This is a genomic window from Pseudoalteromonas sp. A3 (assembly GCF_025942345.1).
Classification (GTDB): domain Bacteria; phylum Pseudomonadota; class Gammaproteobacteria; order Enterobacterales; family Alteromonadaceae; genus Pseudoalteromonas; species Pseudoalteromonas atlantica.
On the sequence record NZ_JAPCKL010000010.1, the window covers coordinates 47,287 to 69,376 of the forward strand.

Below are 22,090 nucleotides of genomic sequence, written 5' to 3' on the forward strand. Positions count from 1 at the left end.
ACGTTTAAATAAGGTAAATATCATGTCAAACGCCATTAAAATTCACGGTTTTCCATTATCCGGCCATGCCCACCGAGTAGAGTTATTTGCAAGTGTTGCAGGCATAGCCCATGAAGTTATTTATGTAGACTTACCCGCGGGGGAGCATAAACAAGCCCCCTTTTTGGCTCTCAATCCATTAGGTGTAGTACCAGTAATTGAGGATTCTGACGTGGTAATCCACGATTCAATATCAATCTTGATTTACTTGGCACGCAAATACGCACCTTCATATATTCCGCAAGATCTTGCCAGCGAAGCTGAGATGCATCGTTTCCTTGCCATGTCTGCAGGAGAGATATCCTACGGCCCTGGTGCAGCGAGGTTAATTAATGTTTTCAACTCGCCGGTTGATCCTGTTTTCGCTAAAGAAACAGCAGCAAAAGCCCTAACAAAACTGGAACAGCAACTCAATGGCAATGACTTCTTGGTGGCTAATAAAGTGAGCTTGGCTGATTTTGCGATATACAGCTATGTCGCCCACGCTCCCGAGGGGGATGTATCTCTTGACCCATATCCGAATATACGTCGCTGGTTATCTAACGTAGAAGGGTTAAGCGGTTTCGTTCCTATGCAGGCTACAAAAGCGGGACTGGTAAAGTAAGTATTTGTTAAAGCGGCTCTGCCTTTCAATGAATAGGTTTGAGCCCGACATTCTTTTGCATCACCAGTTTAATATTTTTGGCAAATGCTTTTCCGGCGCACTGCGCTAATGGAGTCATTATGAACACACACATTACTTCAAGTGCTTTTCACGAAGGTGAACAGCAAATGCAAAGACGTGCCGGAAGTTACGAAAAAATGCGTACTATTGGCCGCCGCGCGATCCGCGAATTTATGCCAGATCAGCATAGGCAGTTTTTCCAACAACTGCCGTTTATGGTGCTGGGTAGTACATCAGATAAGGGGCAACTTTGGGCGTCAATTTTACCTGGAAAGCCGGGCTTCGTGCAGTCCCCTTCCCCGACTCAGCTCACAGTAAACACCCCGATTTTATCAGGTGATCCATTAGGCGCAGCAATCACACAAGGTGCTCGATTGGGTTTATTGGGGTTAGAAATGTCGACCCGGCGTAGAAACCGCGTCAACGCTTGTGTTACCAGCGCAGCGAACAACCAGTTTATCCTAGAAGTTGAGCAATCTTTTGGCAATTGTCCGCAGTATATTCAAACTCGCGACCTTCACTTTATCCGTTCGCCAGATGCGCCATACAAGGCTCCGCGCGCTGAAGCGTTCTTTGAATTAAGTGATAGCCTAAAGGCATTCATCCGCCAAGCGGATACGTTTTTTGTTGCCAGTTCTGCGGGTCACGAACCTGCAAACGAAGTGAACCGTAAGGTATCTGCCCATAATGCTATGGGGGTTGATGTGTCACACCGTGGTGGCATGCCAGGTTTTATAAAGGTTGACGAAAACACCCTCACCATTCCTGATTATGCAGGAAATAACTTCTTCAATACGCTGGGTAATTTCCGGTTAAACCCCAAAGCGGGTTTACTGTTTGTTGATTTTACCAGCGGCGATGTTTTTATGTTAACCGGCACAGTTACCTTGCTGGCAAGTGACTCACCGATAATTAAAGGGTTTCAAGGTGCGCAGCGCGGCTGGCAATTTACCCTAACCCAAGGGCTGACATTAAAAGCGGCACTTCCATTTCGCGCTCAGTTCGATAGCTACTCCCCTAATTCTCAAGCAACGGGCACCTGGTCACAGGCAGAAGCAATAGTTAAAGCACAAGCACAGCTCAACCAGTGGCGCGCATTTACCGTCAGTAAAATCGAAGACGAAAGCAGTACAATCCGCTCATTTTATTTACAGCCAAAAGATGATTCTCCCGTACTACCATTTTCCCCAGGGCAACATTTAACCCTGCGTATTAAGCAGCAAAATACTGAAAACTGGCTTGTGCGCAATTACACTGTATCCAGTGCCCCAACGCAAAGTGGTTATCGTATTTCAGTAAAACGTGAAGAGTATGGTCTGGTATCAAGTACCTTGCATTCTCGAATATCGATTGGCAGTGAAATACAGATTAAAGCACCAAGCGGCCATTTTTTTATCGATAACACACAGCAGCGCCCAGCCATTTTAATAGGTGCAGGTGTAGGCATTACGCCAATGGTGGCCATGGCAAATGATGCAGTTAATGAAGGTATACGCACTCGCTATATCCGCCCGATGGCAGTTATTCAAGCGGCCAAAAATAGTGAGCAACGTGCTTTCTATGCAGAACTGAGCAACATTGCCAAACGTAGCGCTGGGCGTATTCAGTATTATTCTGTATTAAGTCAGGCGCACAGCAATCAAACGCAAAACGCTATTGTGTCGAACGATTACACTTCCCAAGGGCGAATTAGCCAAAGCTTGTTAATGGACGTACTTAATGCAATGGCCACAGAGCATAGCGTCGATTTCCCGTCGCTGTTCGACAAAGACTTTTATCTGTGTGGCCCCCAAGGTTTTATGCAAAGTATGTATGACTTACTGATTGGCATTGGGGTAAAAGATCAAGATATTCATGCCGAAGCGTTTGGGCCGTCGTCTTTAGCACGCCAATCAACAGATACCAGCAACCACGCTGAGCTAGAGGCTAAATCTGCTGTGATAAAGTTTGCCCACTCAGGTATTGAACAAAGCTGGTACAAGGGTGACAAGCCCCTGCTCGACGTAGCCGAAAGCAAAGGGCTTACGCCACCATACAGTTGCCGCAACGGCCAATGTGGCTCATGTGCGGTTAAACTAAAAAGTGGTGCTGTAACGTATCGCACCAAGCCAAGTGCATATATTGACCCATCAGACGTATTGTTATGCTGCGCTGTGCCAGCGAAAGATTCCGACACTGTTATATTAGATTTGTAGCTCAATTAATCAGGCTAATATTCAAAGTCACTTATTGATGAAACCTATACAAGCTATTCAACGTTACTTTACCCAAAGAGGATTTAAACATGAGTACACGCCCACCACTGCCCCCTTTTACCCGCGAAAGCGCCATCGAAAAAGTGCGTCTAGCAGAAGATGGTTGGAACAGCCGTAACGCTGAAAAGGTATCACTTGCTTATACAGTGGATACCAAATGGCGTAATCGCAGCTCTTTTGTGAACAGCCGCGAAGAAGCCGCCGCATTTTTAACGGGAAAATGGGAAAAAGAATTGGAATATAGGCTGATAAAAGAGTTATGGGCTTTCACTGAAAATCGTATTGCCGTGCGTTACGCGTATGAGTGGCACGACGACAGCGGCAACTGGTTTCGCTCCTACGGCAACGAAAACTGGGAATTCGATGAAAACGGCTTAATGCAAAATCGCTTCGCTTGCATCAACGACTTACCCATCAAAGAATCAGAACGAAAATTCCACTGGCCTCAAGGACGCCGCCCCGACGATCACCCAGGGTTATCGGAGTTAGGGCTGTAAGCACACCCAATACATCCGATACAAACGATAAAGCCTGCCCTCTATCGGCGTTCATGCAGAACGCCTTAACCCTTTTCATCCTCCCAACATTTTTCAGCATTAAAGAGCTGCTTACTTAATCACTGCAATGACAAATACAGCTGTGTCAGTTGCTGGTATATGGGTTAATTTAATCATGCTGTTTTTATATATTTATAACGTTATTTCATAAACTTTGCATACAAAAAAGCCCAGTGGCAAACCACTGGGCTATTACAATGCTAAGTGATCAGTTAATTAAATAACCGAAAGCTCTACTTCAATATTACCGCGTGTAGCGTTTGAGTATGGGCATACTTGGTGTGCTTTATTTACCAGCTCTTGCGCCGCCGCTTTATCCATATCACCGAGTGATACAGCTAATTTTACTGCAATGCCAAACCCACCTTCAATCGCGCCAATAGATACTTCAGAGTTAATGTGTGTATCACTTGGTAGCGCAATTTTTTCGCTAGCGGCTACAAATTTTAGTGCACCAATAAAGCACGCTGCATAACCAGCTGCAAATAATTGCTCCGGGTTTGTGCCTTGTCCGTCGTCGCCACCTAGCCCTTTTGGGGTTGATAGTTTCACATTTAAACGGCCATCGTCTGATTTAGCTACACCTTCACGGCCACCGGTTGCAGTTGCTTTTGCTGTGTAGGCAACGTTTTGTAATACATTCATAGTGAACTCCAAAGTTTATCAATTAATTTAGTTTGCATGCAAAATAATAGGGCAAGTAATTAGAGATTGCAAATACTTTGCATGCAAATTAAAATGTTTTTTTGAGTTGAAGGTATTAACGCACTAGGAGTTAGGTATGTCATTTGAGCAATTAAAATTAAAAAATCAGCTTTGTCATAGGTTATATATGGCATCAAATAGCATTGCACGTGCTTACCGTGAGCCTTTAGCTGCACTTAATTTAACGTATCCGCAGTATGTAGTAATGATGGCACTGTGGGAGCAAGACAAAATAACCATAGCGCAGCTAATAGATAAAACTGCTATTGATGGTGGCGCTATGACCCAAATACTCAAAAAAATGACCGAAAAGTCTCTGCTGGCTGTTATTAAAGATGAGCACGATAAGCGTAAGCGCCTAATTCAGCTTACCCAAAGTGGGCAAGCCCTTAAAAACGAAGCTGCTGATATTCCAAAAAATATATTATGTAAGTTTGAAAGTGTAGACCCCACACAAGCCAAACAGCTAATGCAGCTGCTTGATTTAGTAATAAGCGATTTAACAACTAAAAACGATGATGAGTTAGCCCACTAACGCGGTTATTTTTTGTTGAATAAACGCCCTAAATGCGCTGATCACCGGGGTCATTTGGCGTCGGTCGGCGTACATCATATAAAGCGGTAGCGGATCGCTTTGCCACTCGGGGCATAAATGAACGAGTTGCCCGCTTGCTAAATCATCAATTACATCTAAGTACGACTTATACGCAATGCCTTTGCCCTCTAGCGCCCAGCGCCTAACCATTTCGCCATCGTTTACTATGTGTTGGCAATTTAGCTGTACTTTTTGCACTGCGCCATTTTTATAAAATCGCCACTCTTTAAACACCTCGCCAAAGCGCATAAAGGTAATGGTGGTGTGCTGCGTTAAATTAAGTGGATGTGTAAGCAATCCATTTTTAGCAATATACTCAGCAGAGGCCACTAAAATACGCGCATTATTTAAAAAAAGTGGCGCTGCAATTAACTGCGAATCTTTTGGTACACCAAAGCGCAGTGCGATATCAATTGATTGGCTGTAAATGTCGCTTACTTCGTCACTTAAGTGCAATTTAAGTTTTACATGCGGGTAGTGTGCTAAAAACTCATTAAGCCATTCACTTAGTTTATTGCGCCCTAAGTCGCACGGAGCCGATACCTGTAGCGTTCCCGTTACTTCGCCCACTGCGGTTTGTACTGCAGCTACCCCTTGTTGAATAAGCGAAAGAGAGTCTTTGGCGTAATTTAAAAACTGCTCCCCTGCCACACTTAAGCGTAAGCTACGAGTAGAGCGAATAAACAGCACGTTTCCTAAGTCTTTTTCTAGGCGCTTAATAGCTGCACTTACCGCCGCTGGGGTTTGCTCGTTTTGTCGTGCAGCTTCAGAAATACTAGCGCAACTGGCTACATCTATAAAAGTTTGAATATCGTTAAATGATCGCATATTTTCAATTAAAATTTGAAAGTGCTTTAGTTTTTCATGTCTTTTTCTATTTTTCAACTGAGCTATAGTGCTTATAAGTTAAAAACACTTGGTTAAAATCATCAGGAACGCACATGAAAGCATTTGGCTACACCAAAAACACTAAAACGCTTACAGCAAGCTCTATACAAGCAATTGAACTTGATACCCCAAGCGCCACCGGGCACGACCTACTTATTGAAGTAAAGGCTATTTCGGTAAACCCTGTAGATACAAAAATACGTGCAAATGTAGCACCAGAGCAAGGCTACAAAGTATTAGGTTGGGACGGCGTAGGCATAGTAAAAGCCGTTGGCGAGTCGGTTTCGTTATTTAATGTGGGGGATCGTGTATTTTACGCCGGCGATTTATCGCGCCAAGGTAGTAATGCGCAATTTCAATTAGTTGATGAGCGTATTGTAGGCCATGCGCCTAAAACATTAACCGACGCACAAGCCGCAGCGCTGCCGCTAACCAGTATTACCGCTTACGAAATGCTGTTTGAGCGCTTACAAGTGCCTAAAAATAAGCAAAATACTCAGCAATCTATTTTAGTTATTGGCGCTGCAGGTGGCGTTGGCTCTATTTTGGTACAGCTTGCCAAACAGCTTACGGGGCTAAACGTGGTAGGTACTGCATCGCGCGAGCAAAGCGTAACCTGGCTTAAAGAGTTAGGAGCGGATCATGTGCTCAATCATACTAAAAATTTAAACGAGCAGCGCCTAGAGCTTGGTTTAGCTGAGTTTGATTACGTTATTAGCTTAACCCATACCGACCAATACCAAGATCAAATAGTAGAGTGTATTAAACCCCAAGGTAAATTTGCGCTAATAGATGACCCTTCATCGTTCGATATTTTAAAATTTAAGCGTAAGTGTATATCGGTGCATTGGGAGTTTATGTTTACCCGCTCGCTATTTACTACCGCCGATATAACAGCGCAGCACACCTTACTTAATGAAATTAGCGAGCTGATAGACTCAGGTACACTTAAAACCACGCTTGGGCAAAATTTAGGATTAATTAACGCCGCTAATTTATATAAAGCACATCAAATTTTAGAATCGCACACCTCACGCGGTAAACTTGTTTTAGAAGGCTTTTAAGCATGAACCAGATTAAAAAAATACTTTTAGCAGCAGCCTGCAGCACCGCATTTTTAACCAGCAGTGCATTTGCTAATACCCAACCTACGCACACCGATTTAAAAACAGTTGCTACATTCGACGCGCAGCACCCACCGGGTAATATTGCTATTACGCCATCGGGTCGTAAGTTTTTATCGGTACATGGTTTTTACGGCCAAAAACAAAAAATTATGGAGCTATTAAGCGATGGCACCACCAAACCCTACCCTAATGAAGAATGGGCATACGCGTATAAAAACGGCAAAGGCTTTTACGATGTACTTGGCATAAATGTATCTGCCGATGGCGTGTTATGGATGCTTGATACATCAGGCCCTGATCGTGCTGGGCGTTTAGTCGGTTGGGATACCAACAAAGAGCAGCTGCATAAAATAATTTATTTAGCTAAACCCACCATTACCGACACCTCGTTTTTAAACGATTTAGTTATCGATAATAAACACGGCGTTGTATACATTGCCGACACCGCACAAGGCAGCCAAGCCGCTATTATTACCGTAAATTTAAAAACAGGTGAGGCGCGCAGAGTCATACAAAATAGCCCATACACCACAGCCGAAAACATCGACATGGTCATTGAAGGGCGCACCATGAAACTAGGCGGCCAACCAGCACGTTTAGGCGTAAACCCAATCACACTCGACCCAAGCGAACAGTGGCTTTACTTTGGCTCTATGTCTGGCACATCGGTTTACCGTATTGCCACAAGCGATATTAACAATAAAAGCCTGAGCGCAAGCGCCCTTGAAAGTAAAGTAACGCGTTACGGAGCTAAACCAATTTCAGATGGCATTATTGTTGATGGCGGAGGCAATGTGTATGTTACCGACATAACCAATGGCGCAATTGGCGTGGTAAAACCAAGCGGTAAATACCAGGTATTATTTAAAGGCGAGCGCTTAAGCTGGCCTGATGGCTTTAGTTATGGCGCCGATCATAAAATATATTTTACCGTAGATGAGCTACACCGCTCGCCAGTATTAAATAACGGTAAAAATGCTAGCCAAGGAAAATTTAGTGTGCTGTCGTTCGACCCACTAGTAAAGGGTAAAGTAGGGCGCTAAATACAGCGTATAAACCATACGCCACGCACCCGCTGCGTGGCTTTATGGTGCAACTTTTAAGCCTTTTAGCCCCAAAATGGTGCTAAGCGCTCAAAAGTTATTTTTAGTGTTTTAATAAATATCTGATTTGTATTCATAAAATATTCAATTAACAGTTGGCATAATTCTTTCAAAGTACAGATGTGTTCAGTGAAACTTTCAAGGAAAATACCATGGCTAACCTATACCACACCCTTTACCTACTATGGCGTTTAGACATTAGCGTATGGCAGGTAAACGATCCTAGTAATACCCATACTACGTGCGATAAAGAGCGAGTTTACAGCCGATAAATTTCGTATTTATAGGCTTTGCAAGCGCGGCCATTGCGTTGTATTGTTAAGTAACTAAAAACAATATGATTGGAACGTGTATGCACGCCTTAGAAGTAAATTTTGATGGCTTAGTTGGCCCTACTCACAACTATGCGGGTTTATCGTATGGTAACGTTGCCTCGTTAAATAATGCGGCAAGTTTTTCAAACCCTCAAGAAGCTGTGTTACAGGGCCTTGAAAAAATGAAAGCCATGCACGACAAAGGCCTAACACAAGGTGTGTTTGCGCCCCACGCACGCCCCGATTTAAACGTACTACGTCGCCTAGGTTTTACCGGCAACGACTCGCAAGTTATTCATAAAGCATTTAAAGCAGACCCTATTTTATTGCGCGCGTGTTATTCGGCCTCTGCAATGTGGACCGCCAATGCCGCTACTGTTTCTCCATCGCCAGATACCCTCGATGGCAAAGTGCATTTTACCTCAGCTAATTTAAACAATAAGTTTCATCGCTCGCTAGAGCCTGCTACAACTACCCGCTTACTAAAAGCCATGTTTAATAACGATAGCTACTTTGCACATCACACGCATTTACCCGATCAGGGCTTTTTTGGCGACGAAGGCGCGGCTAACCACACCCGCCTTTGCGACAGCCACGGCGAGCAAGGCCTAGAAATGTTCGTATTTGGCGCAAGTGCCTTTAACAGCCAGTTACCAAAACCGGCTAAGTTTCCTGCAAGGCAAACACTAGAAGCCTCAGAAGCCATTTGCCGATTACATAATTTAAAAGAATCGAGCCAAATTTTACTGCAGCAAAATCCAGATGTAATAGACCAAGGCGTGTTTCATAACGATGTAATTGCAGTAGGTAACGCAAACGTATTGCTTTGCCACCAGCAAGCATTTTTAAACCAACACGATGCCCTGCAAGAAATTCGCGATGCCTACACCGGCAGCAAACAGCTATACATAATTGAAGTACCTACCGATAAAGTAAGCATTAGCGATGCAGTAAGCAGTTACTTATTTAATAGCCAATTAGTAAGCCTAGATGATGGCTCAATGCTATTAGTAGCGCCACAAGAGTGCCAACGTAATAGCGCAGTAAACGCCTACATTGAAGAAATGATTTTAGCCGATAACCCAGTAAACCAAGTGCAGTTTTTTGACCTGCGCCAAAGTATGCAAAATGGCGGCGGCCCTGCCTGCCTGCGTTTACGTGTAGCTCTTAACGAGCAAGAACTTGCTGCGGTAAACCCAGAGGTTATTTTAACCGATACTAAATACACACAACTTTGTGACTGGGCAAAACGTAACTACCGCGATAAGTTAGGCGCAAGCGACTTTGCCGATTCAGCCCTACTTACCGAAAGCTACCAAGCACTGGATGAACTAACCCAGCTGCTTAACTTAGGCTCGGTATACGACTTTCAATTAGAAGGGTAATACTCGTCAGCAAAAAGCTAATACAAAAATAGCGAGCCAAGGCTCGCTATTTTTATTTGTGCTTATGGTAATAGTGTTTAAAGGTTTTATTTACCGTTATTTACCGTTATTAACCGTTACTGCCGATGCCATCGACTCAGATATATGCAGCGTTCGCTGCGGAAACGGAATACTCAGCCCCGCGCCTTCTATGGCCTCTTTAACGCGTTTATTTAAATCCCACACGGTTTGCCAGTAATCGCCATTTACAGCCCATGCACGTAATTGAATATTTACTGCGCTTTCGCCTATTGAAGTAACCATTACTTTAGGCGCTGGATCTGCGAGTAATCGGCTTTCTGATTCGGCAACTTCTTTAAGTACATTTAAGCCAACATCAATAGAGTCGGCGTACGAAATTCCCACCACTATATCCATGCGCCTTTTACCGTTGCGGGTAAAGTTTTTAATGTTGCCGCCCCACACTTTACCGTTAGGCGATGCGATATAAAGGCCGTCGGTGGTTTTAAAAATGGTCGTAAATAAGTTTATTTCGTTCACTGTGCCAAGCGTGCCGCTCGCATCTACAAAGTCGCCTATTTTAAATGGCCTAAGTATTAATAACATAATGCCGGCTGCAATATTACTTAAAGTGTTTTTAAGCGCCAAACCAATCGCTAAACCCGCCGCGCCCATTAGCGCTATTAAGCTTGCCGTATTAACGCCAAAAATATCTAAAATAAACAGCCCAGCAATTATGTAAACTAAATACCCCGCAATGCTCGATAAAAGCGGCAGTAACGTTTCGTCTACTTTTTTTAATGGTGACTTAGAATTTTTAATCGCTTTTTTAACCGAGCGTGCAATAAGCGCGCTCGCAACTAAAATAGCCAAGGCTAATACCACTTTGTAACCTAAAGTGATGATTGTTTCTGAATGGCTTTGCCAAAACACAATAAGTTTATCTTTCATACATATTCCAACTATGGGCTGATTATCAGCAAGAATTAAATCTATACACTTCAAAAGAAGTGGCGGGAGTATATAGTAAAAATTTTAAAGCGATAGCATTAAAATAAGTGGAAGGTGTGCCTATATCAGCAAATTAATTGGGCAAAGTTTTTCTTTTTTTCGCTTAAATTTTCACACTTAAAACCTTAGTGCTCACAAACTAGTTAACCTATGGCGTACATATTTTTGCTCAAAAATGCGCAAAGTAAAATAAAGATTAATTTCAAGTAACTATTCTAAAAACCAGTTCAATCTAAATTCAGCTTAGCTCTTCTACAATCCGCTTTATAAACTAAAGGAGTAAATCATGAATTTTAAATCAACATTAGTCAGCAGCGCCGTTCTTTTTGCATTAGCCGGGTGTGGCTCTTCAAGTGATGACAATGGCACAACACCGCCACAATCTAGCGACAAATCAACCTTTAGCCTTGGTGTGTCAGATGCGCCGGTTAGTGGTTTAAAAGCGGTTAACGTCGTGTTTGATTCAATCACTATTAAAACACAAGGCGATGAAGAATTTAGTTTTGAAACCCGAAGTGAAGCTGACGCATCTCAACCACAAGTGGTTAATTTGCTCGATTACACCGGGGACGATGTTTTTGAGCTGCTTGACGATCAAGAAGTGCCAGCAGGCGAATACTCGTGGATCCGCGCTCAAGTTATAAATGGCGATACAAATAACCTTAGTTTTACATCTCACGTAGTATACGAAGACGACAGCATTGCTCCGCTCGTGGTAAAAAGAAAAGGGAATGATGGTGTAGGCGAAATACAACTCGATGGCTTTACACTTAACCAAACTGATAACGACTTTGTTTTAGAATTTGACCTAAAAAAATCGCTGGTCGATCCCCAAAATAATGAGGAGATCTTTTTAAAACCTAGAGGCGTACGATTACAAAATCTTTCTGAGTCACAAGAAATTGAAGGCATAGTAAGCCAAGCGCTTATTAATAACTGTGAAACAGATAATATCGCCACTGCTGCTGCAGATTCAACGTTTGGACACGCCGTATATTTATATTCATCAGATGCTCAAACACCTAAAGATATATACGAAATAGATGAGCAAACCCCAGAAGATGCCCCACTTGCGACCGCAAATGTTGTATTTGATCAAGACGATAACCAATATGAGTTTGAGCTTGCCTTCATTACACCGGGAGACTACCAACTTGGCTATACGTGCACCGCACATATAGACGATGCAGAGCTAGAAGATACTGATTTCACTGTTTATCAACTTAAGCAAATTAGTGTACCGCAAACTGAGGACCTTTCAGTTAGCTTTGACATAACACAATAAACGTATAGCGCACTTTAAGGTGCGCTTTTTTTTATAAAAAGTATAACAAAAACGAACACTCCACCTTTGCAAAAACCCATTAAAGCCACTCACCTAACATCATCCAAGTAATTCATTCGTAAAGTGACCTGCATTCAAGCCCCGTTAACCCAGAACTGGTACAGTCAATAGCACGTATTAATTAAACCGTTCTTATCATTTTGAATATGTAAACATAGGAGAAATAATCATGGCGAAAGAAAAAGTAGTTCTAATTACAGGTGCCTCTAGTGGCATAGGTGAAGCGAGTGCAAAAACATTGGTTAATAACGGCCATAAAGTCATTCTTACCGCCAGAAGTGAAGATAAATTAGCTGAACTAGTTGAGTCGTTAGGTGAAGATAACGCACTGAGTGTACCCGCAGATGCCACCGACTTTACCGAACTTGAAAACGTAGTAACAAAAGGGCTTAAAAAATTTGGCCGACTAGATGCCGCATTTGCCAACGCAGGTATGGGCGTTTCAACCGCAGGCACTGAAAAAGGCGACCCCGATGAATGGTCAACCATGATAGACATAAACATTAAAGCCTTGCTGTGGACGGCAAAAGCAACCCTGCCCCATTTACGCCAAAACAAAGGCCACTTTATATTAACCAGCTCAGCCGCTGGCCGTAAGCCAATAAAAGGCTCTATTTACGGTGCAACTAAATGGTTTGCTTACGGGTTTGGGCAAAACTTAGCTGAAGAAATGAGCGAATGGAACGGCCGCTGTACCACCATAGCCCCTGGCATGGTAAACACCCCATTTTTTGATGAAGCAAAGCCCGACAAACTCGACCCACAAGATGTGGCCGACGCCGTACTATTTGCCATTGAAGCAAACCAGCGCAACAACGTGCGCGAGATTTATTTAATGCCGACTAATTAACGTTGTTTGGTTAAATTTGAGCTGTCAGGTTTAATGCCAATGGCGTTAAACCTGACGGTTTTTTAATAAATACTGGCTGGATAGGATGAATAATTTAAGATGGGTGTCTTGTTTATTTATCTTGTTTATTTATCTTGTTTATTTAGTAATGGTAACGGCACGAGATAACTGTAATTGCTGTATCATCCACGGCATATACCAAACGATTTGTATCATCTATTCTACGAGACCAAAAGCCTGAAAGATTTTCTTTGAGGGGTTCCGGTTTTCCAATCCCATCAAATGGAGAACGCTTAACATCAGCAATTAGCTTATTTATACGTTTCAAGGTTTTCTTATCTTGAGTCTGCCAGTAGACGTAACTATTCCAAGCTTCATCAGTCCATGATAATAACCTGTTACTCATCAATAAGTTCTCGTGGAGTCGTTTTGCCCGCTTTATACTGCGCAATTGAACGGTTTAAATGTTCAGCGTTCGCTGGAGAGCGAAGTAAATGAACAGTTTCCATAAGGCTGTTGTAGTAATCTAATGACATTACAACCGCATCTTCAGTGTCACGACGAGTGATTACTGTCGTATCTGCATCATTAATTACATTATCCAAAACGGCTTTTAGACTATTTCGGGCTTCGGTAAAAGACACTATTCTCATTTTGCACCTCACTTGTACATTATATAAGACAAGTTTAGCTGGAAAATTATCACATGTACAGGATACTGTGCATTACTTTGTTGTGGTAGCAAATTTCTAAATAAAGCGCACAGATATATGGGCTAAAACCAAGGCTACTTTATATTAACCAGCCCAGCTGCTGGCCGTATGCCAATTAAAGGCTCTATTTACGGTGCAACTAAATGGTTTGCTTACGGGTTTGGGCAAAACTTAGCTGAAGAAATGAGCGAGTGGAACGGCCGCTGTACTACCATAGTCCCCGGAATGGTAAACACCCCATTTTTGATGAAGCTAAGCCCGACAAACTCGACCCACAAGATGTGGCCGATGCCGTACTGTTTGCCATTGAAGCAAACCAGCGCAACAACGTCCGCGAAATTTATTTAATGCCAACTAATTAACGTTGATTGGTTGTTTTTGATAAATACTGGCTTGATAGAATGCAGGGAAAGTATTCGTCACTAATAAAAGCTTACTATATGTACAGTAACTCTAAATCACCATCACTAGGTTCGAATATTTCAAGCCAAATAGTAACACCATTTTCATCGCAACATTCAATATCAAAGGCTCCATCATAAACTTCAACTATTGTTCCAACATCACCGACTTGAGGAGCTCTTGAGCCAAAGCTTTTTTCTGAATAGATAAACTTTTTATTAAGAGATATAACTTTTACTACAGAGTATTGCTTCATCTGATTTTATGGTACACATGAGTGTTTTGGTTACAGGTTTGATAAACATAAATAGAACTAAAAATATTCTGGGCCTTTAACTCAGCTTTAAATTCATCAGAAAAATTACTTTCAACCTCAAGTATGTTAAAGAATGGCCCATATAATCCAACAAGTAATATCCCTGGTTTATTTGATGTAGCAATGCTTTGCATTGTTTTCTTCTGTAACTTAGCTCTAATTGCAGACTCAACTCTTTCATTAGTAATTGAATCAAAATCTCTAACTAAATCGCCTTTTGACGGTATGTGAACTTTGTCATCTGCGGCATGAGAAGTTATGCTGATTGCAGTCTCTTGACTAAAATGTGCATCTGTTATTTCTATCCAAGTATCTACTCCATCAATCTTTACAATTGCATCAGGCGGATCTGGTCTGTTAATTAATTCAAGTACTTTACCTTGTGATGAAAGGAGATTCTTATATGAATCTAGAACAGCACTTTCATGTGTGGGATTTAAATCTCTGTGTGAAGTCATCTTGAACCCATAACGAGACTGTAGAATAACTTCAACAGCCAAATTCAATTAAAAAAACAAGTTCCTGTAATTAACTCTAAGCGTTTTTAAAGCATTAAGTAATGCATTTGAGCCCATAAAAGAGGCTGTTTTTCTTGAAAAATAGTAATTCTACAGCCTCAACTTTAAGCTAAGGGGCACAGGGCATAATGGCGAAGCCTGCCTGCGTATAGGCGTCCCAGCGATCGGAGGGAGTGAACTTAAGCGCTTTGTTAACTCTCATAGCCCAACTCGCTTCGCATTGTGTCTATTATCTGGTTCCTCAAGTTTTTGAGGTCGTTTCCTTTTCTTACCATCTTTTGCTGAATTTCTGTTTCGAAATTGTAGTTACCAGTCAAGAATGCTTCAGGAGTAAGCTGTTCATTCAATTGACGAAGCATTTCTGGCTGCATTGTAAGAAGTACTTGATATAGCGACTCAAATTGCTCTAGCTTTTCTATTAAGTTTCGAGAACATACGATCCTTAAGCCAGTTAACTCACTAGTGGCTTTTTGAAACCCTTCCTGTATGCCGATCGTAAAATCATTTAAAACTTTTTGGTAATTTAATATGGCTTCTGTAGAAGATTCCTCTTCATAGAGTCTTCGCGTTGCGTCAGGAAGAGTTTTATTCATAAACACAACATAATCTTGCCCCGCTAGTTTTGCAGCATTATCGAGAATTTTAAAATAGTTTTGATATTCAGTTTTTCTCGTTTCGAAGAGCTTTTCATCTCTTTCACGCTTAACCTTATATTTATGATGCAAGAATGGGAGTAAACCAGAACATATAAGCGCAGTGACAGCCGGAATAATTATTTTAGCTTCAAGCCAGTTATTAACTAGATTAGCAGATTCTTCCATTGATCCTATATTTCCTTGATGAGAGTTAACAACTTAGTCTACGACATTTACCGTTTATAAACTGCCACATGTCCTTATTTTATACCAGTTTCATCCTAACCATATAATAAACACCTGTAAACAGATAGTTAGCTTCGACTTTCCTTTCCTAAATGCAGCAAAACCCCAAGATGGTGGAGATCAGTAATATCAGACATATAGCTGTGTAGTTGTATTAGTTGATTATTAATTATTAATTATTAATTATTAATTAACAAATCATATTTTAAACACCTGCGTTTAAACCAGTAACGCATACCCCCTTTAACCCTTAATCTTGTAACTCGTTGTTGTTTATAAAATTAGTTAAAAATCACAATCTACTTCTATTGAACCCTTTGTATTTTTACTTCATATTAGCTGAACTACTTTTCAATTATTAGGCTGTTATGTCACTTTTAAAATTTAGCCAAGCACTTATATTTATCTTTGCGAGTACCCTACCGCTTACAAGCCATGCGGCACTTAATAAAAACGAGCGTGAAATAGTAAAACAAGTTGAGCAGAACATGCCGCAAGCGCTTGAAGAGATAAAACAAGCGGTAAACATTAATAGCGGTTCGCTTAATATTGAAGGCGTAAAAAAGGTGGGCGCGCTTGCAAGCGAGCAACTAAAAGCCATTGGTTTTAAGGTTGAGTGGCTAGATGGCAGCGCTTTTAACCGCGCAGGGCATGTATTAGCTGCGCACAAAAGTAAAAACCCCGATGCAATAAAAATACTGATGATCGGCCATCTTGATACCGTGTTTGCTAAACACGATAACTTTACTACCTATAAACAAATTGATGAACACACCGCCAGTGGCCCAGGTGTAGCCGACATGAAAGGTGGTAACACTATTATAATTACCGCACTTAAAAGCTTACAAGCCCTTAATTTACTTGAAAACGTAAGCGTAAAAGTACTGCTTACCGGCGATGAAGAAAGCAGCGGTCGCCCACTTAGTTTATCTAAACAAGCCATTGTTGATGGCGCAATTTGGGCTGACGTAGCGCTAGGTTTTGAGAACGGCGATAACAATATTAAAACCGCGATGGCGGCGCGCCGTGGTTATACCGGCTGGACGTTAAATGTAACGGCCAATGCTGCACATTCATCGCAAATATTTAGTGACAGTGTGGGCTATGGCGCTATTTACGAGGCGTCGCGTATTTTAAATAACTTTAGAGAGCAACTTGCCACACAACCTAACTTAACCTTTAACCCGGGGCTTATTGTAGGCGGTACAAATGCCGATTACGACAGTGCTAACTCGTCAGCCACTGCGTTTGGTAAAAGTAACGTAATTGCGCAAACCGTCCATGTAGCGGGTGATTTACGGGCGCTTTCGCCAAAGCAGGTAGAAGGCGCTAAAAAAGTGATGCAGCAAATAGTGGCTAAAAACTTAAATGGCAGCCAAGCTGAGCTTATTTTTGAAGACGGCTACCCACCAATGGGGCTCACCGAGGGTAATAAAAAGCTGCTTGCACTGTATAGCCAAGCAAGCCAAGACTTAGGCTATAACAAAGTGGAGGCTGCAAACCCACGTAATGCCGGTGCTGCTGATATTTCGTTTGCTGCAAACCATGTTGATATGGCGCTTGATGGACTAGGCCTAATGGGCAATGGCGCACACACTAAAAACGAAACCGCCGATTTAACCTCACTTAATAAAAACACCGCTAAAACAGCACTGCTTATTTACAGATTAGGGCAGTTATAAACGCAGGCTTAGCCTTTATGGGCTAATAGGCTCTAATCGTTTGCCTGCTACTTGCAATGCAAACTTACGCAACGTTTTAAGCTGCGGGCTTTCGGTTTGCCAATAGTGCCAGTACAAAGGTGTATCAATATAATATTCTGGGAATAAATCGACTAACTCCCCTTTTACCAGCGAGTCTCCTAGCTGCAATGTAGGTAATAGCCCATAACCTAGGCCTGCTATCATGGCTTGTTTAAATCCCTCTGACGAAGGGTAAATATGGGTAAACAGTGGGGCTGAGCCATTAATATCTTCTAAAAATTGGTGTTGTAGCTTGTCATACTCACTAAATACCAAGCACGGTAAATGCGCTAATTGCGAAAGCTCAGTAAGCTTATGTTGTTTTATAAAATCGGGGCTTGCAATGGCTTTGTAGCGTATGGCGCCAAGTGGGCTAACTAGGCCGCCATTAACGGGCTCGGGGGATGAGCTAATACACACCATAACCTCGCCGTCTTTCATTCTTTTATGGGCAATGGATTGATCTTCACTAATGACTTCAAAGCGTAATTTGCACGCAAGCTCTGTATCTAATACGGCGAGTGCTTCGGGAAGCCAGGTGGCAAGCGAATCCGCATTAGCAGCAAGCTTTACGCTAAGCGGGGTATTTAAATCTGTGTGCTCGTTAAGTGCCTCTACATTAAGGGCTACTTCTAGCTGCAATACTTGCTGTAAATGGTTAAGTAAACGTTTACCAAGTGCCGTGGGCGTTGGCGGTTGGGTTCTTATTAATACGGGTTCGCCTAGTTTGGCCTCAAGCTGATGAATACGCCTACTCACCGCCGATTGGGTAATAAATAATTTTTTTGAGGCCTTTTCAAATCCGCCTTCACTTATAACGGCACTAAGCGCATTGAGTAACTGGTAATCAATCATGATTTTTACGCATATAACAATAAATATATTCATTGGATTTGTAACAGAATACCCCCTACCCTGCAAGGCATTGGGTAACTGGTTTTATTTGAGTGGATTAGAAGTATGTCGTTTTTGTCGGGTGTGATGCTGGGGCTAAGTTTAATTATTGCCATTGGGGCGCAAAATATTTGGATTTTAAGCCAATGTATGGCGGGCGCTAACCGTTTTGTTTTAGCTGCGGTTTGTATACTTTGTGACGCCACATTAATTATTGTAGGTGTATTTGCCGCTAATGAGTTAAAGCTATGGCTACCGGGGTTATTACCGTGGTTAACGTGGGGCGGTATAGCTATGTTACTTTACTTAGCATTTGGCTCTGCGCGCAGTGCAATTAAAGGCACATCGGGGTTAAAAGTAACTCAGGTAATAAAAGTGAGCTGGTGGAAAACGGCCCTTGCGGCCTTTGCTATAAGCTTACTAAATCCACATGTTTATTTAGACACCGTATTACTGCTTGGCAGCATTGGCGCATTACAACCCGCGCCTATGCACTTTGCTATTGGTGCTTGTGTGGCCTCTGTTATTTGGTTTAGTAGCTTAGTGTTGTTTGCGCCAAAATTAAAAAAGGTTTTAAGCTCCCCATTTAGATGGCGCGTATTTGATAGCTGTATTGCGGTTATTTTATGTTTTGTGGCGTTTCAGTTATATAACGTGCCAAGCCAATAAGCCAAAACAGCGGTAGTTATGTATTTAACTACCGCTGTTGTTAGCCATTTTTTAAAAGACTAAGACATTATTTTATAAAGTAACTCTCGCACTGTGGCCGGTTCAAACGGTTTATCACAAATGGCATCAACTCCTGCTTGCGCAATATTAGCTAGGTGAGTGTCGTTTGCCTCTGAGCTCACCATTAAAATAGGAATATGCGAGTAAGCATTTGAGCCACGTACAGTTTCGGTTAGTTCGCGTCCATCCATTTCTGGCATGTTGTAATCGGTAACGATTAAATCGAACGACTGTTCACTAAGGTGCGCTATGGCTTCTTTTCCGTTTTCGGCTTCTACGGGTTCGGGGATCCCCATGCCAGCAAGTACGCGTATTATGTGTTTACGAGCAAAGCGGCTGTCGTCTACTACAAGTACACGAAGTAGCGTTACATCAAAATGATCAAGATCTACTTCTTCTTCGCTTATTATATCGAGGGTTGCTTTGAGTGCGCGAGTAATGGCTTTTGCACTAAAAGGCTTAGGTAAAATAGCCAGCACACCGGATTGGCGTAGTTGCTCAAGGTACTTTTTATTACGCTCGCTCGATATAAGCATAAAAGGTTGATGTTCAGTGGCGGGGTTTAGTCTTATTTTTTGCAATAATGAGTCGGCGGTGCCGTCTGATAAGTACATCGAGCTTATTACTAGGTCTGGGTGGTAACTTTCAAGTAACGATAAAACCTGCGCTTGAGTAGCCGCAGTTTCTACTTGTTTAACACCACTTTCTGCAAGCGATTTTATTATTATTTTTTGCTGAACTTCTGAAGGCTCTACAAGTAAAATGGACAAGTTTGCTATTGCAGTTAGGTCGCTCATTCAAGTCTCTTTAGTATTGTTATAATAAGGATAATAATAACATTGTTGACTCGTTAATATTATATAAAGAGATTGTAATATTTAAGAAAACATTAGCAATCTCTTTAAAATATAGCACTTTCTAATTAGATTGGATGTATTCTAATGCATTCATTTTTTTGTACGTTACATTGCTGTGCATTATGTGAACAGGGTTCGGGTCTACCACTTCTACAGGTATGTCGTAATTACGGGCTATTTCTAATGCCATTTGGGTGATATTTACACTAAACGAAGTGCCCATAAATACAATTTTATCGGCGTTGAGCATACGCTGTTGTGCTTCGGTTATTCTGTAAAGCTCGGTGTAAAATTCATCGAACAACAACACAAAAGGCTTAAACGAATGATTAAGCTCCGGTGTTTGGTTTTGAATATTAAATAGCTCAAAAAGAGACTCATGCAGGCGACTTTCATCTACACTATCCCACGGAGTCATAAGCGGTTTAACGGCTTCGCCTTGCTCATGAAATAACGTCATTTGATCGAGCCTGCCGTGTATAGCAATGTAATTTTTATTACCGGCTTTGCCATCAAGGCCATCTATATTTTGGGTTATTAAGTTTTTATCGCTCAGCCAATGGTGTACTTCATTCGGGCCATGGTTACGATAGGCAGCAAAACGGTTGTAATACCAGGCTAAAAACTCGCGTGGATTATTTTGATACATAGCACGCGTGGCCATTTCCATGGGCGTATAATTTTTACTGCCTATAGTCCAAAAGCCATCTTCGCCTCTAAATGTAGGTATGCCACTGGCCGCGCTTACCCCTGCACCGGTAATATAAAGTGTATTCACTGTGTTACCTCGTACCCTAATACATCGCTTATTACTTGCTGTTGATTATTCATGCCGCCAATACGATATAAAGCCCCATTGTGCTCAAGTAGGCCACGGTGATCCATACTGCCAATAGCTACATTAGGTAATACCTGCCACGTGTTTTGCTTTATATCAAAACGCCACACATGGTTGCTTGCCGGAGCGGGCTTTTTATTGTAGCCAATACCATCATAGTTATAGGGGTTGTTAGAGCCGCCCAGCATGTAAATATTGTTATTGTAGCTAGTAGCAGCCATACGGTAATGCGACTCCCCCGTAGGGTGGGGCAAAGTACGCCAGTCTATTTTTAGTGGATTGTTGGCATTTATTGTGCCTTTTAAACACTGCGCAACACCTGCAAATGAGCGGCGAGAATCTGGATTTGCTTGGGTTTTAACGCCATCGCAAATAACAATAGTATTACCACTAATAGCAGCCGCTTGGCCAAATACTGGCTCACCTAAAAAAGGCGACGCCTGCTGCCATGTATTGTTTTTAGTATCGTACACTTGTACTAAATTTACGTTGCCATCGTTATGCCAACCGCTAATAAGGTATATGTAACGCTCTTTGTAGCTTAGCGCTACGCTGTCATCAACTGGTACTGGCATGCTCGCAAGGTGTTTATACGTATTGTTTTTTATATCGAAACGGTACACATCGGGGCTTGAAATTTCAGTATGATCGCTATCTACCGTGTAGCCACCAAAAATATAAGCGTATTCACCTAGGCCAACAGCAGTACTAGCTAAGCGCCCCTTTAATGGCAAACTTGAAGGCACACTCGCTTGTTGCTGCCAAGCGCTGTCGCCTAGTTTTAGTGAAAATACCTTATTGTGTACATCTGTGTGTTGTTTGTTTTTACCAAGCCCCATAAAACTCAAAAAATAGCGTTGGTTTTCAACAGTAACCTTAGCTACGGCATTGTTTGCAACGGGTTCGGGTAAAGCAGGAAGGCTTGCTAGCGCAATAGAAAAAAGAAGGCTCATAAAAACAAATAATATAAAAGTGACTAATACACTTAGGGTAAATTATTTTGCCTGTATGAACCAGCTAACTATAAGTAATTTACCTTATTAATGCGTGTGTTTAGGTGTGCTGCGTTTTACAAACCATCTAATAATTAATGATATAGCCAGCGAGCTAAATGAGATAAGCGAATTTACAAGCAGCGCCTAATTTACACGCCTTATTACTTGATTTTGAGGCTTTATTTATTAATTTTATTTAAAAACTACAAAACTTTAATAATTTAGCGTTAAATTTTAAAACACCCTTACTACTTAGTAATTTATGCTAGTTAGCTTAATAAAGTGTACTTTTAGCAATATAAAGTATGCTAATATTTTGTGGTAACAAATGTTTTACAAAAATATATCCTGTTTTTGATTTTTGATC

General features: G+C 41.8%; 23 protein-coding genes and 1 pseudogene. 12 read left to right on the top strand and 12 right to left on the bottom strand.

Annotated elements, in window-relative coordinates:
• Nucleotides 1–22 precede the first annotated feature (22 nt).
• The 3 genes from OIZ54_RS15630 (at nucleotide 23) to OIZ54_RS15640 (ending at nucleotide 3,455) form a co-directional block, all read left to right on the top strand.
• Nucleotides 23–643 carry a glutathione S-transferase family protein gene (locus OIZ54_RS15630; protein ID WP_203987869.1) on the top strand — a complete coding sequence of 207 codons (621 nt, stop codon included), beginning with the start codon at nucleotides 23–25 and terminating at the stop codon, nucleotides 641–643.
• Nucleotides 644–762: 119 nt separating this feature from the next.
• Entirely contained in the window at nucleotides 763–2,898 is a 2,136-nt protein-coding gene (locus OIZ54_RS15635; protein WP_264390778.1) for a pyridoxamine 5'-phosphate oxidase family protein, read from the top strand.
• Nucleotides 2,899–2,987: 89 nt separating this feature from the next.
• Entirely contained in the window at nucleotides 2,988–3,455 is a 468-nt protein-coding gene (locus OIZ54_RS15640; protein WP_008129990.1) for a DUF1348 family protein, read from the top strand.
• A gap of 276 nt (nucleotides 3,456–3,731) precedes the next feature.
• Here OIZ54_RS15640 and OIZ54_RS15645 read toward each other — a convergent pair whose 3' ends face one another.
• A complete protein-coding gene (locus tag OIZ54_RS15645) occupies nucleotides 3,732–4,160 on the bottom strand; it encodes an organic hydroperoxide resistance protein (RefSeq protein WP_264390779.1) in 429 nt (142 codons plus the stop codon).
• Between the two features lie 136 nt (nucleotides 4,161–4,296).
• Between OIZ54_RS15645 and OIZ54_RS15650 the strand changes: the two genes are divergently transcribed.
• Nucleotides 4,297–4,755, top strand: coding sequence for a MarR family winged helix-turn-helix transcriptional regulator (locus OIZ54_RS15650; protein ID WP_138685248.1), 459 nt, complete (start codon nucleotides 4,297–4,299; stop codon nucleotides 4,753–4,755).
• Here the strand turns inward: OIZ54_RS15650 and OIZ54_RS15655 are convergent.
• Nucleotides 4,744–5,643, bottom strand: a complete 900-nt coding sequence (locus OIZ54_RS15655; RefSeq protein ID WP_264390780.1) for a LysR family transcriptional regulator — start codon at nucleotides 5,641–5,643, stop codon at nucleotides 4,744–4,746. The two genes, OIZ54_RS15650 and OIZ54_RS15655, sit on opposite strands and share 12 nt — an antisense overlap.
• Nucleotides 5,644–5,756: 113 nt before the next feature.
• Here OIZ54_RS15655 and OIZ54_RS15660 point away from each other — a divergent pair, with 113 nt between their 5' ends.
• The 3 genes from OIZ54_RS15660 (at nucleotide 5,757) to astB (ending at nucleotide 9,632) form a co-directional block, all read left to right on the top strand.
• Complete coding sequence (locus tag OIZ54_RS15660; RefSeq protein WP_264390781.1) at nucleotides 5,757–6,767, top strand: zinc-binding alcohol dehydrogenase family protein; 1,011 nt, start codon at nucleotides 5,757–5,759, stop codon at nucleotides 6,765–6,767.
• Nucleotides 6,768–6,769: 2 nt separating this feature from the next.
• Complete coding sequence (locus tag OIZ54_RS15665; RefSeq protein WP_264390782.1) at nucleotides 6,770–7,873, top strand: major royal jelly family protein; 1,104 nt, start codon at nucleotides 6,770–6,772, stop codon at nucleotides 7,871–7,873.
• A gap of 412 nt (nucleotides 7,874–8,285) precedes the next feature.
• Nucleotides 8,286–9,632, top strand: coding sequence for an N-succinylarginine dihydrolase (gene astB, locus OIZ54_RS15670; protein WP_004587018.1), 1,347 nt, complete (start codon nucleotides 8,286–8,288; stop codon nucleotides 9,630–9,632).
• A gap of 96 nt (nucleotides 9,633–9,728) precedes the next feature.
• On the opposite strand, the gene OIZ54_RS15675 is transcribed toward astB, so the two are convergent.
• Complete coding sequence (locus OIZ54_RS15675; protein ID WP_121638287.1) at nucleotides 9,729–10,583, bottom strand: mechanosensitive ion channel family protein; 855 nt, start codon at nucleotides 10,581–10,583, stop codon at nucleotides 9,729–9,731.
• A 346-nt stretch (nucleotides 10,584–10,929) separates the two neighbouring features.
• Between OIZ54_RS15675 and OIZ54_RS15680 the strand changes: the two genes are divergently transcribed.
• Together OIZ54_RS15680 and OIZ54_RS15685 are read left to right on the top strand one after the other, a co-directional pair.
• Nucleotides 10,930–11,928, top strand: coding sequence for a DUF4382 domain-containing protein (locus OIZ54_RS15680; protein ID WP_264390783.1), 999 nt, complete (start codon nucleotides 10,930–10,932; stop codon nucleotides 11,926–11,928).
• Between the two features lie 229 nt (nucleotides 11,929–12,157).
• Nucleotides 12,158–12,838 carry an SDR family oxidoreductase gene (locus tag OIZ54_RS15685; RefSeq protein WP_004587015.1) on the top strand — a complete coding sequence of 227 codons (681 nt, stop codon included), beginning with the start codon at nucleotides 12,158–12,160 and terminating at the stop codon, nucleotides 12,836–12,838.
• A gap of 142 nt (nucleotides 12,839–12,980) precedes the next feature.
• Here OIZ54_RS15685 and OIZ54_RS15690 read toward each other — a convergent pair whose 3' ends face one another.
• Both OIZ54_RS15690 and OIZ54_RS15695 read right to left on the bottom strand, forming a co-directional pair.
• The gene (locus tag OIZ54_RS15690) at nucleotides 12,981–13,244 is read right to left on the bottom strand and encodes a Txe/YoeB family addiction module toxin (protein ID WP_024032911.1); all 264 of its coding nucleotides are present in this window, start codon (nucleotides 13,242–13,244) and stop codon (nucleotides 12,981–12,983) included.
• Nucleotides 13,237–13,491, bottom strand: coding sequence for a type II toxin-antitoxin system Phd/YefM family antitoxin (locus OIZ54_RS15695; protein WP_004587013.1), 255 nt, complete (start codon nucleotides 13,489–13,491; stop codon nucleotides 13,237–13,239). Before OIZ54_RS15695 ends, OIZ54_RS15690 begins: the two co-directional genes overlap by 8 nt.
• 132 nt (nucleotides 13,492–13,623) lie before the next feature.
• On the opposite strand from OIZ54_RS15695, the pseudogene OIZ54_RS15700 reads away from it, so the two are divergent.
• A pseudogene (locus tag OIZ54_RS15700) lies at nucleotides 13,624–13,913 on the top strand (SDR family oxidoreductase); the annotation flags it as partial.
• A gap of 74 nt (nucleotides 13,914–13,987) precedes the next feature.
• Here OIZ54_RS15700 and OIZ54_RS15705 read toward each other — a convergent pair.
• The 3 genes from OIZ54_RS15705 to OIZ54_RS15715 all read right to left on the bottom strand — a co-directional run bounded on the left by OIZ54_RS15705 (nucleotide 13,988) and on the right by OIZ54_RS15715 (nucleotide 15,608).
• On the bottom strand, nucleotides 13,988–14,209 hold the full coding sequence (locus tag OIZ54_RS15705) for a hypothetical protein (RefSeq protein WP_029773664.1): 222 nt from the start codon (nucleotides 14,207–14,209) through the stop codon (nucleotides 13,988–13,990).
• A complete protein-coding gene (locus OIZ54_RS15710) occupies nucleotides 14,206–14,727 on the bottom strand; it encodes a hypothetical protein (protein WP_121638284.1) in 522 nt (173 codons plus the stop codon). Before OIZ54_RS15710 ends, OIZ54_RS15705 begins: the two co-directional genes overlap by 4 nt.
• Before the next feature lie 251 nt (nucleotides 14,728–14,978).
• Complete coding sequence (locus OIZ54_RS15715) at nucleotides 14,979–15,608, bottom strand: hypothetical protein (protein WP_121638283.1); 630 nt, start codon at nucleotides 15,606–15,608, stop codon at nucleotides 14,979–14,981.
• Between the two features lie 428 nt (nucleotides 15,609–16,036).
• Between OIZ54_RS15715 and OIZ54_RS15720 the strand changes: the two genes are divergently transcribed.
• Nucleotides 16,037–17,350: a M20/M25/M40 family metallo-hydrolase gene (locus tag OIZ54_RS15720; RefSeq protein WP_264390784.1), complete on the top strand. Its 1,314-nt coding sequence runs from the start codon at nucleotides 16,037–16,039 to the stop codon at nucleotides 17,348–17,350.
• 15 nt (nucleotides 17,351–17,365) lie between these two features.
• Here the strand turns inward: OIZ54_RS15720 and OIZ54_RS15725 are convergent, their stop codons facing one another.
• Nucleotides 17,366–18,298: a LysR family transcriptional regulator ArgP gene (locus OIZ54_RS15725; protein WP_264390785.1), complete on the bottom strand. Its 933-nt coding sequence runs from the start codon at nucleotides 18,296–18,298 to the stop codon at nucleotides 17,366–17,368.
• A gap of 72 nt (nucleotides 18,299–18,370) precedes the next feature.
• Here OIZ54_RS15725 and OIZ54_RS15730 point away from each other — a divergent pair, with 72 nt between their 5' ends.
• On the top strand, nucleotides 18,371–18,973 hold the full coding sequence (locus OIZ54_RS15730) for a LysE/ArgO family amino acid transporter (RefSeq protein WP_024032917.1): 603 nt from the start codon (nucleotides 18,371–18,373) through the stop codon (nucleotides 18,971–18,973).
• Nucleotides 18,974–19,032: 59 nt separating this feature from the next.
• Here the strand turns inward: OIZ54_RS15730 and OIZ54_RS15735 are convergent, their stop codons facing one another.
• The 3 genes from OIZ54_RS15735 to OIZ54_RS15745 form a co-directional block, all read right to left on the bottom strand.
• Complete coding sequence (locus OIZ54_RS15735; protein ID WP_004587007.1) at nucleotides 19,033–19,830, bottom strand: response regulator; 798 nt, start codon at nucleotides 19,828–19,830, stop codon at nucleotides 19,033–19,035.
• A gap of 121 nt (nucleotides 19,831–19,951) precedes the next feature.
• Complete coding sequence (locus OIZ54_RS15740; protein ID WP_024032918.1) at nucleotides 19,952–20,668, bottom strand: SIR2 family NAD-dependent protein deacylase; 717 nt, start codon at nucleotides 20,666–20,668, stop codon at nucleotides 19,952–19,954.
• Nucleotides 20,665–21,681, bottom strand: a complete 1,017-nt coding sequence (locus tag OIZ54_RS15745; RefSeq protein ID WP_064387160.1) for a Kelch repeat-containing protein — start codon at nucleotides 21,679–21,681, stop codon at nucleotides 20,665–20,667. The genes OIZ54_RS15740 and OIZ54_RS15745 overlap by 4 nt, the downstream gene beginning before the upstream one ends.
• Nucleotides 21,682–22,090: the final 409 nt, after the last annotated feature.

Coding starts and splice junctions, on each gene's coding strand:
- OIZ54_RS15630 (WP_203987869.1), top strand. CDS start 23: ATGTCAAACGCCATTAAAATTCACGGTTTTCCATTATCCGGCCATGCC.
- OIZ54_RS15635 (WP_264390778.1), top strand. CDS start 763: ATGAACACACACATTACTTCAAGTGCTTTTCACGAAGGTGAACAGCAA.
- OIZ54_RS15640 (WP_008129990.1), top strand. CDS start 2,988: ATGAGTACACGCCCACCACTGCCCCCTTTTACCCGCGAAAGCGCCATC.
- OIZ54_RS15645 (WP_264390779.1), bottom strand. CDS start 4,160: ATGAATGTATTACAAAACGTTGCCTACACAGCAAAAGCAACTGCAACC.
- OIZ54_RS15650 (WP_138685248.1), top strand. CDS start 4,297: ATGTCATTTGAGCAATTAAAATTAAAAAATCAGCTTTGTCATAGGTTA.
- OIZ54_RS15655 (WP_264390780.1), bottom strand. CDS start 5,643: ATGCGATCATTTAACGATATTCAAACTTTTATAGATGTAGCCAGTTGC.
- OIZ54_RS15660 (WP_264390781.1), top strand. CDS start 5,757: ATGAAAGCATTTGGCTACACCAAAAACACTAAAACGCTTACAGCAAGC.
- OIZ54_RS15665 (WP_264390782.1), top strand. CDS start 6,770: ATGAACCAGATTAAAAAAATACTTTTAGCAGCAGCCTGCAGCACCGCA.
- astB (WP_004587018.1), top strand. CDS start 8,286: ATGCACGCCTTAGAAGTAAATTTTGATGGCTTAGTTGGCCCTACTCAC.
- OIZ54_RS15675 (WP_121638287.1), bottom strand. CDS start 10,583: ATGAAAGATAAACTTATTGTGTTTTGGCAAAGCCATTCAGAAACAATC.
- OIZ54_RS15680 (WP_264390783.1), top strand. CDS start 10,930: ATGAATTTTAAATCAACATTAGTCAGCAGCGCCGTTCTTTTTGCATTA.
- OIZ54_RS15685 (WP_004587015.1), top strand. CDS start 12,158: ATGGCGAAAGAAAAAGTAGTTCTAATTACAGGTGCCTCTAGTGGCATA.
- OIZ54_RS15690 (WP_024032911.1), bottom strand. CDS start 13,244: ATGAGTAACAGGTTATTATCATGGACTGATGAAGCTTGGAATAGTTAC.
- OIZ54_RS15695 (WP_004587013.1), bottom strand. CDS start 13,491: ATGAGAATAGTGTCTTTTACCGAAGCCCGAAATAGTCTAAAAGCCGTT.
- OIZ54_RS15705 (WP_029773664.1), bottom strand. CDS start 14,209: ATGAAGCAATACTCTGTAGTAAAAGTTATATCTCTTAATAAAAAGTTT.
- OIZ54_RS15710 (WP_121638284.1), bottom strand. CDS start 14,727: ATGACTTCACACAGAGATTTAAATCCCACACATGAAAGTGCTGTTCTA.
- OIZ54_RS15715 (WP_121638283.1), bottom strand. CDS start 15,608: ATGGAAGAATCTGCTAATCTAGTTAATAACTGGCTTGAAGCTAAAATA.
- OIZ54_RS15720 (WP_264390784.1), top strand. CDS start 16,037: ATGTCACTTTTAAAATTTAGCCAAGCACTTATATTTATCTTTGCGAGT.
- OIZ54_RS15725 (WP_264390785.1), bottom strand. CDS start 18,298: ATGAATATATTTATTGTTATATGCGTAAAAATCATGATTGATTACCAG.
- OIZ54_RS15730 (WP_024032917.1), top strand. CDS start 18,371: ATGTCGTTTTTGTCGGGTGTGATGCTGGGGCTAAGTTTAATTATTGCC.
- OIZ54_RS15735 (WP_004587007.1), bottom strand. CDS start 19,830: ATGAGCGACCTAACTGCAATAGCAAACTTGTCCATTTTACTTGTAGAG.
- OIZ54_RS15745 (WP_064387160.1), bottom strand. CDS start 21,681: ATGAGCCTTCTTTTTTCTATTGCGCTAGCAAGCCTTCCTGCTTTACCC.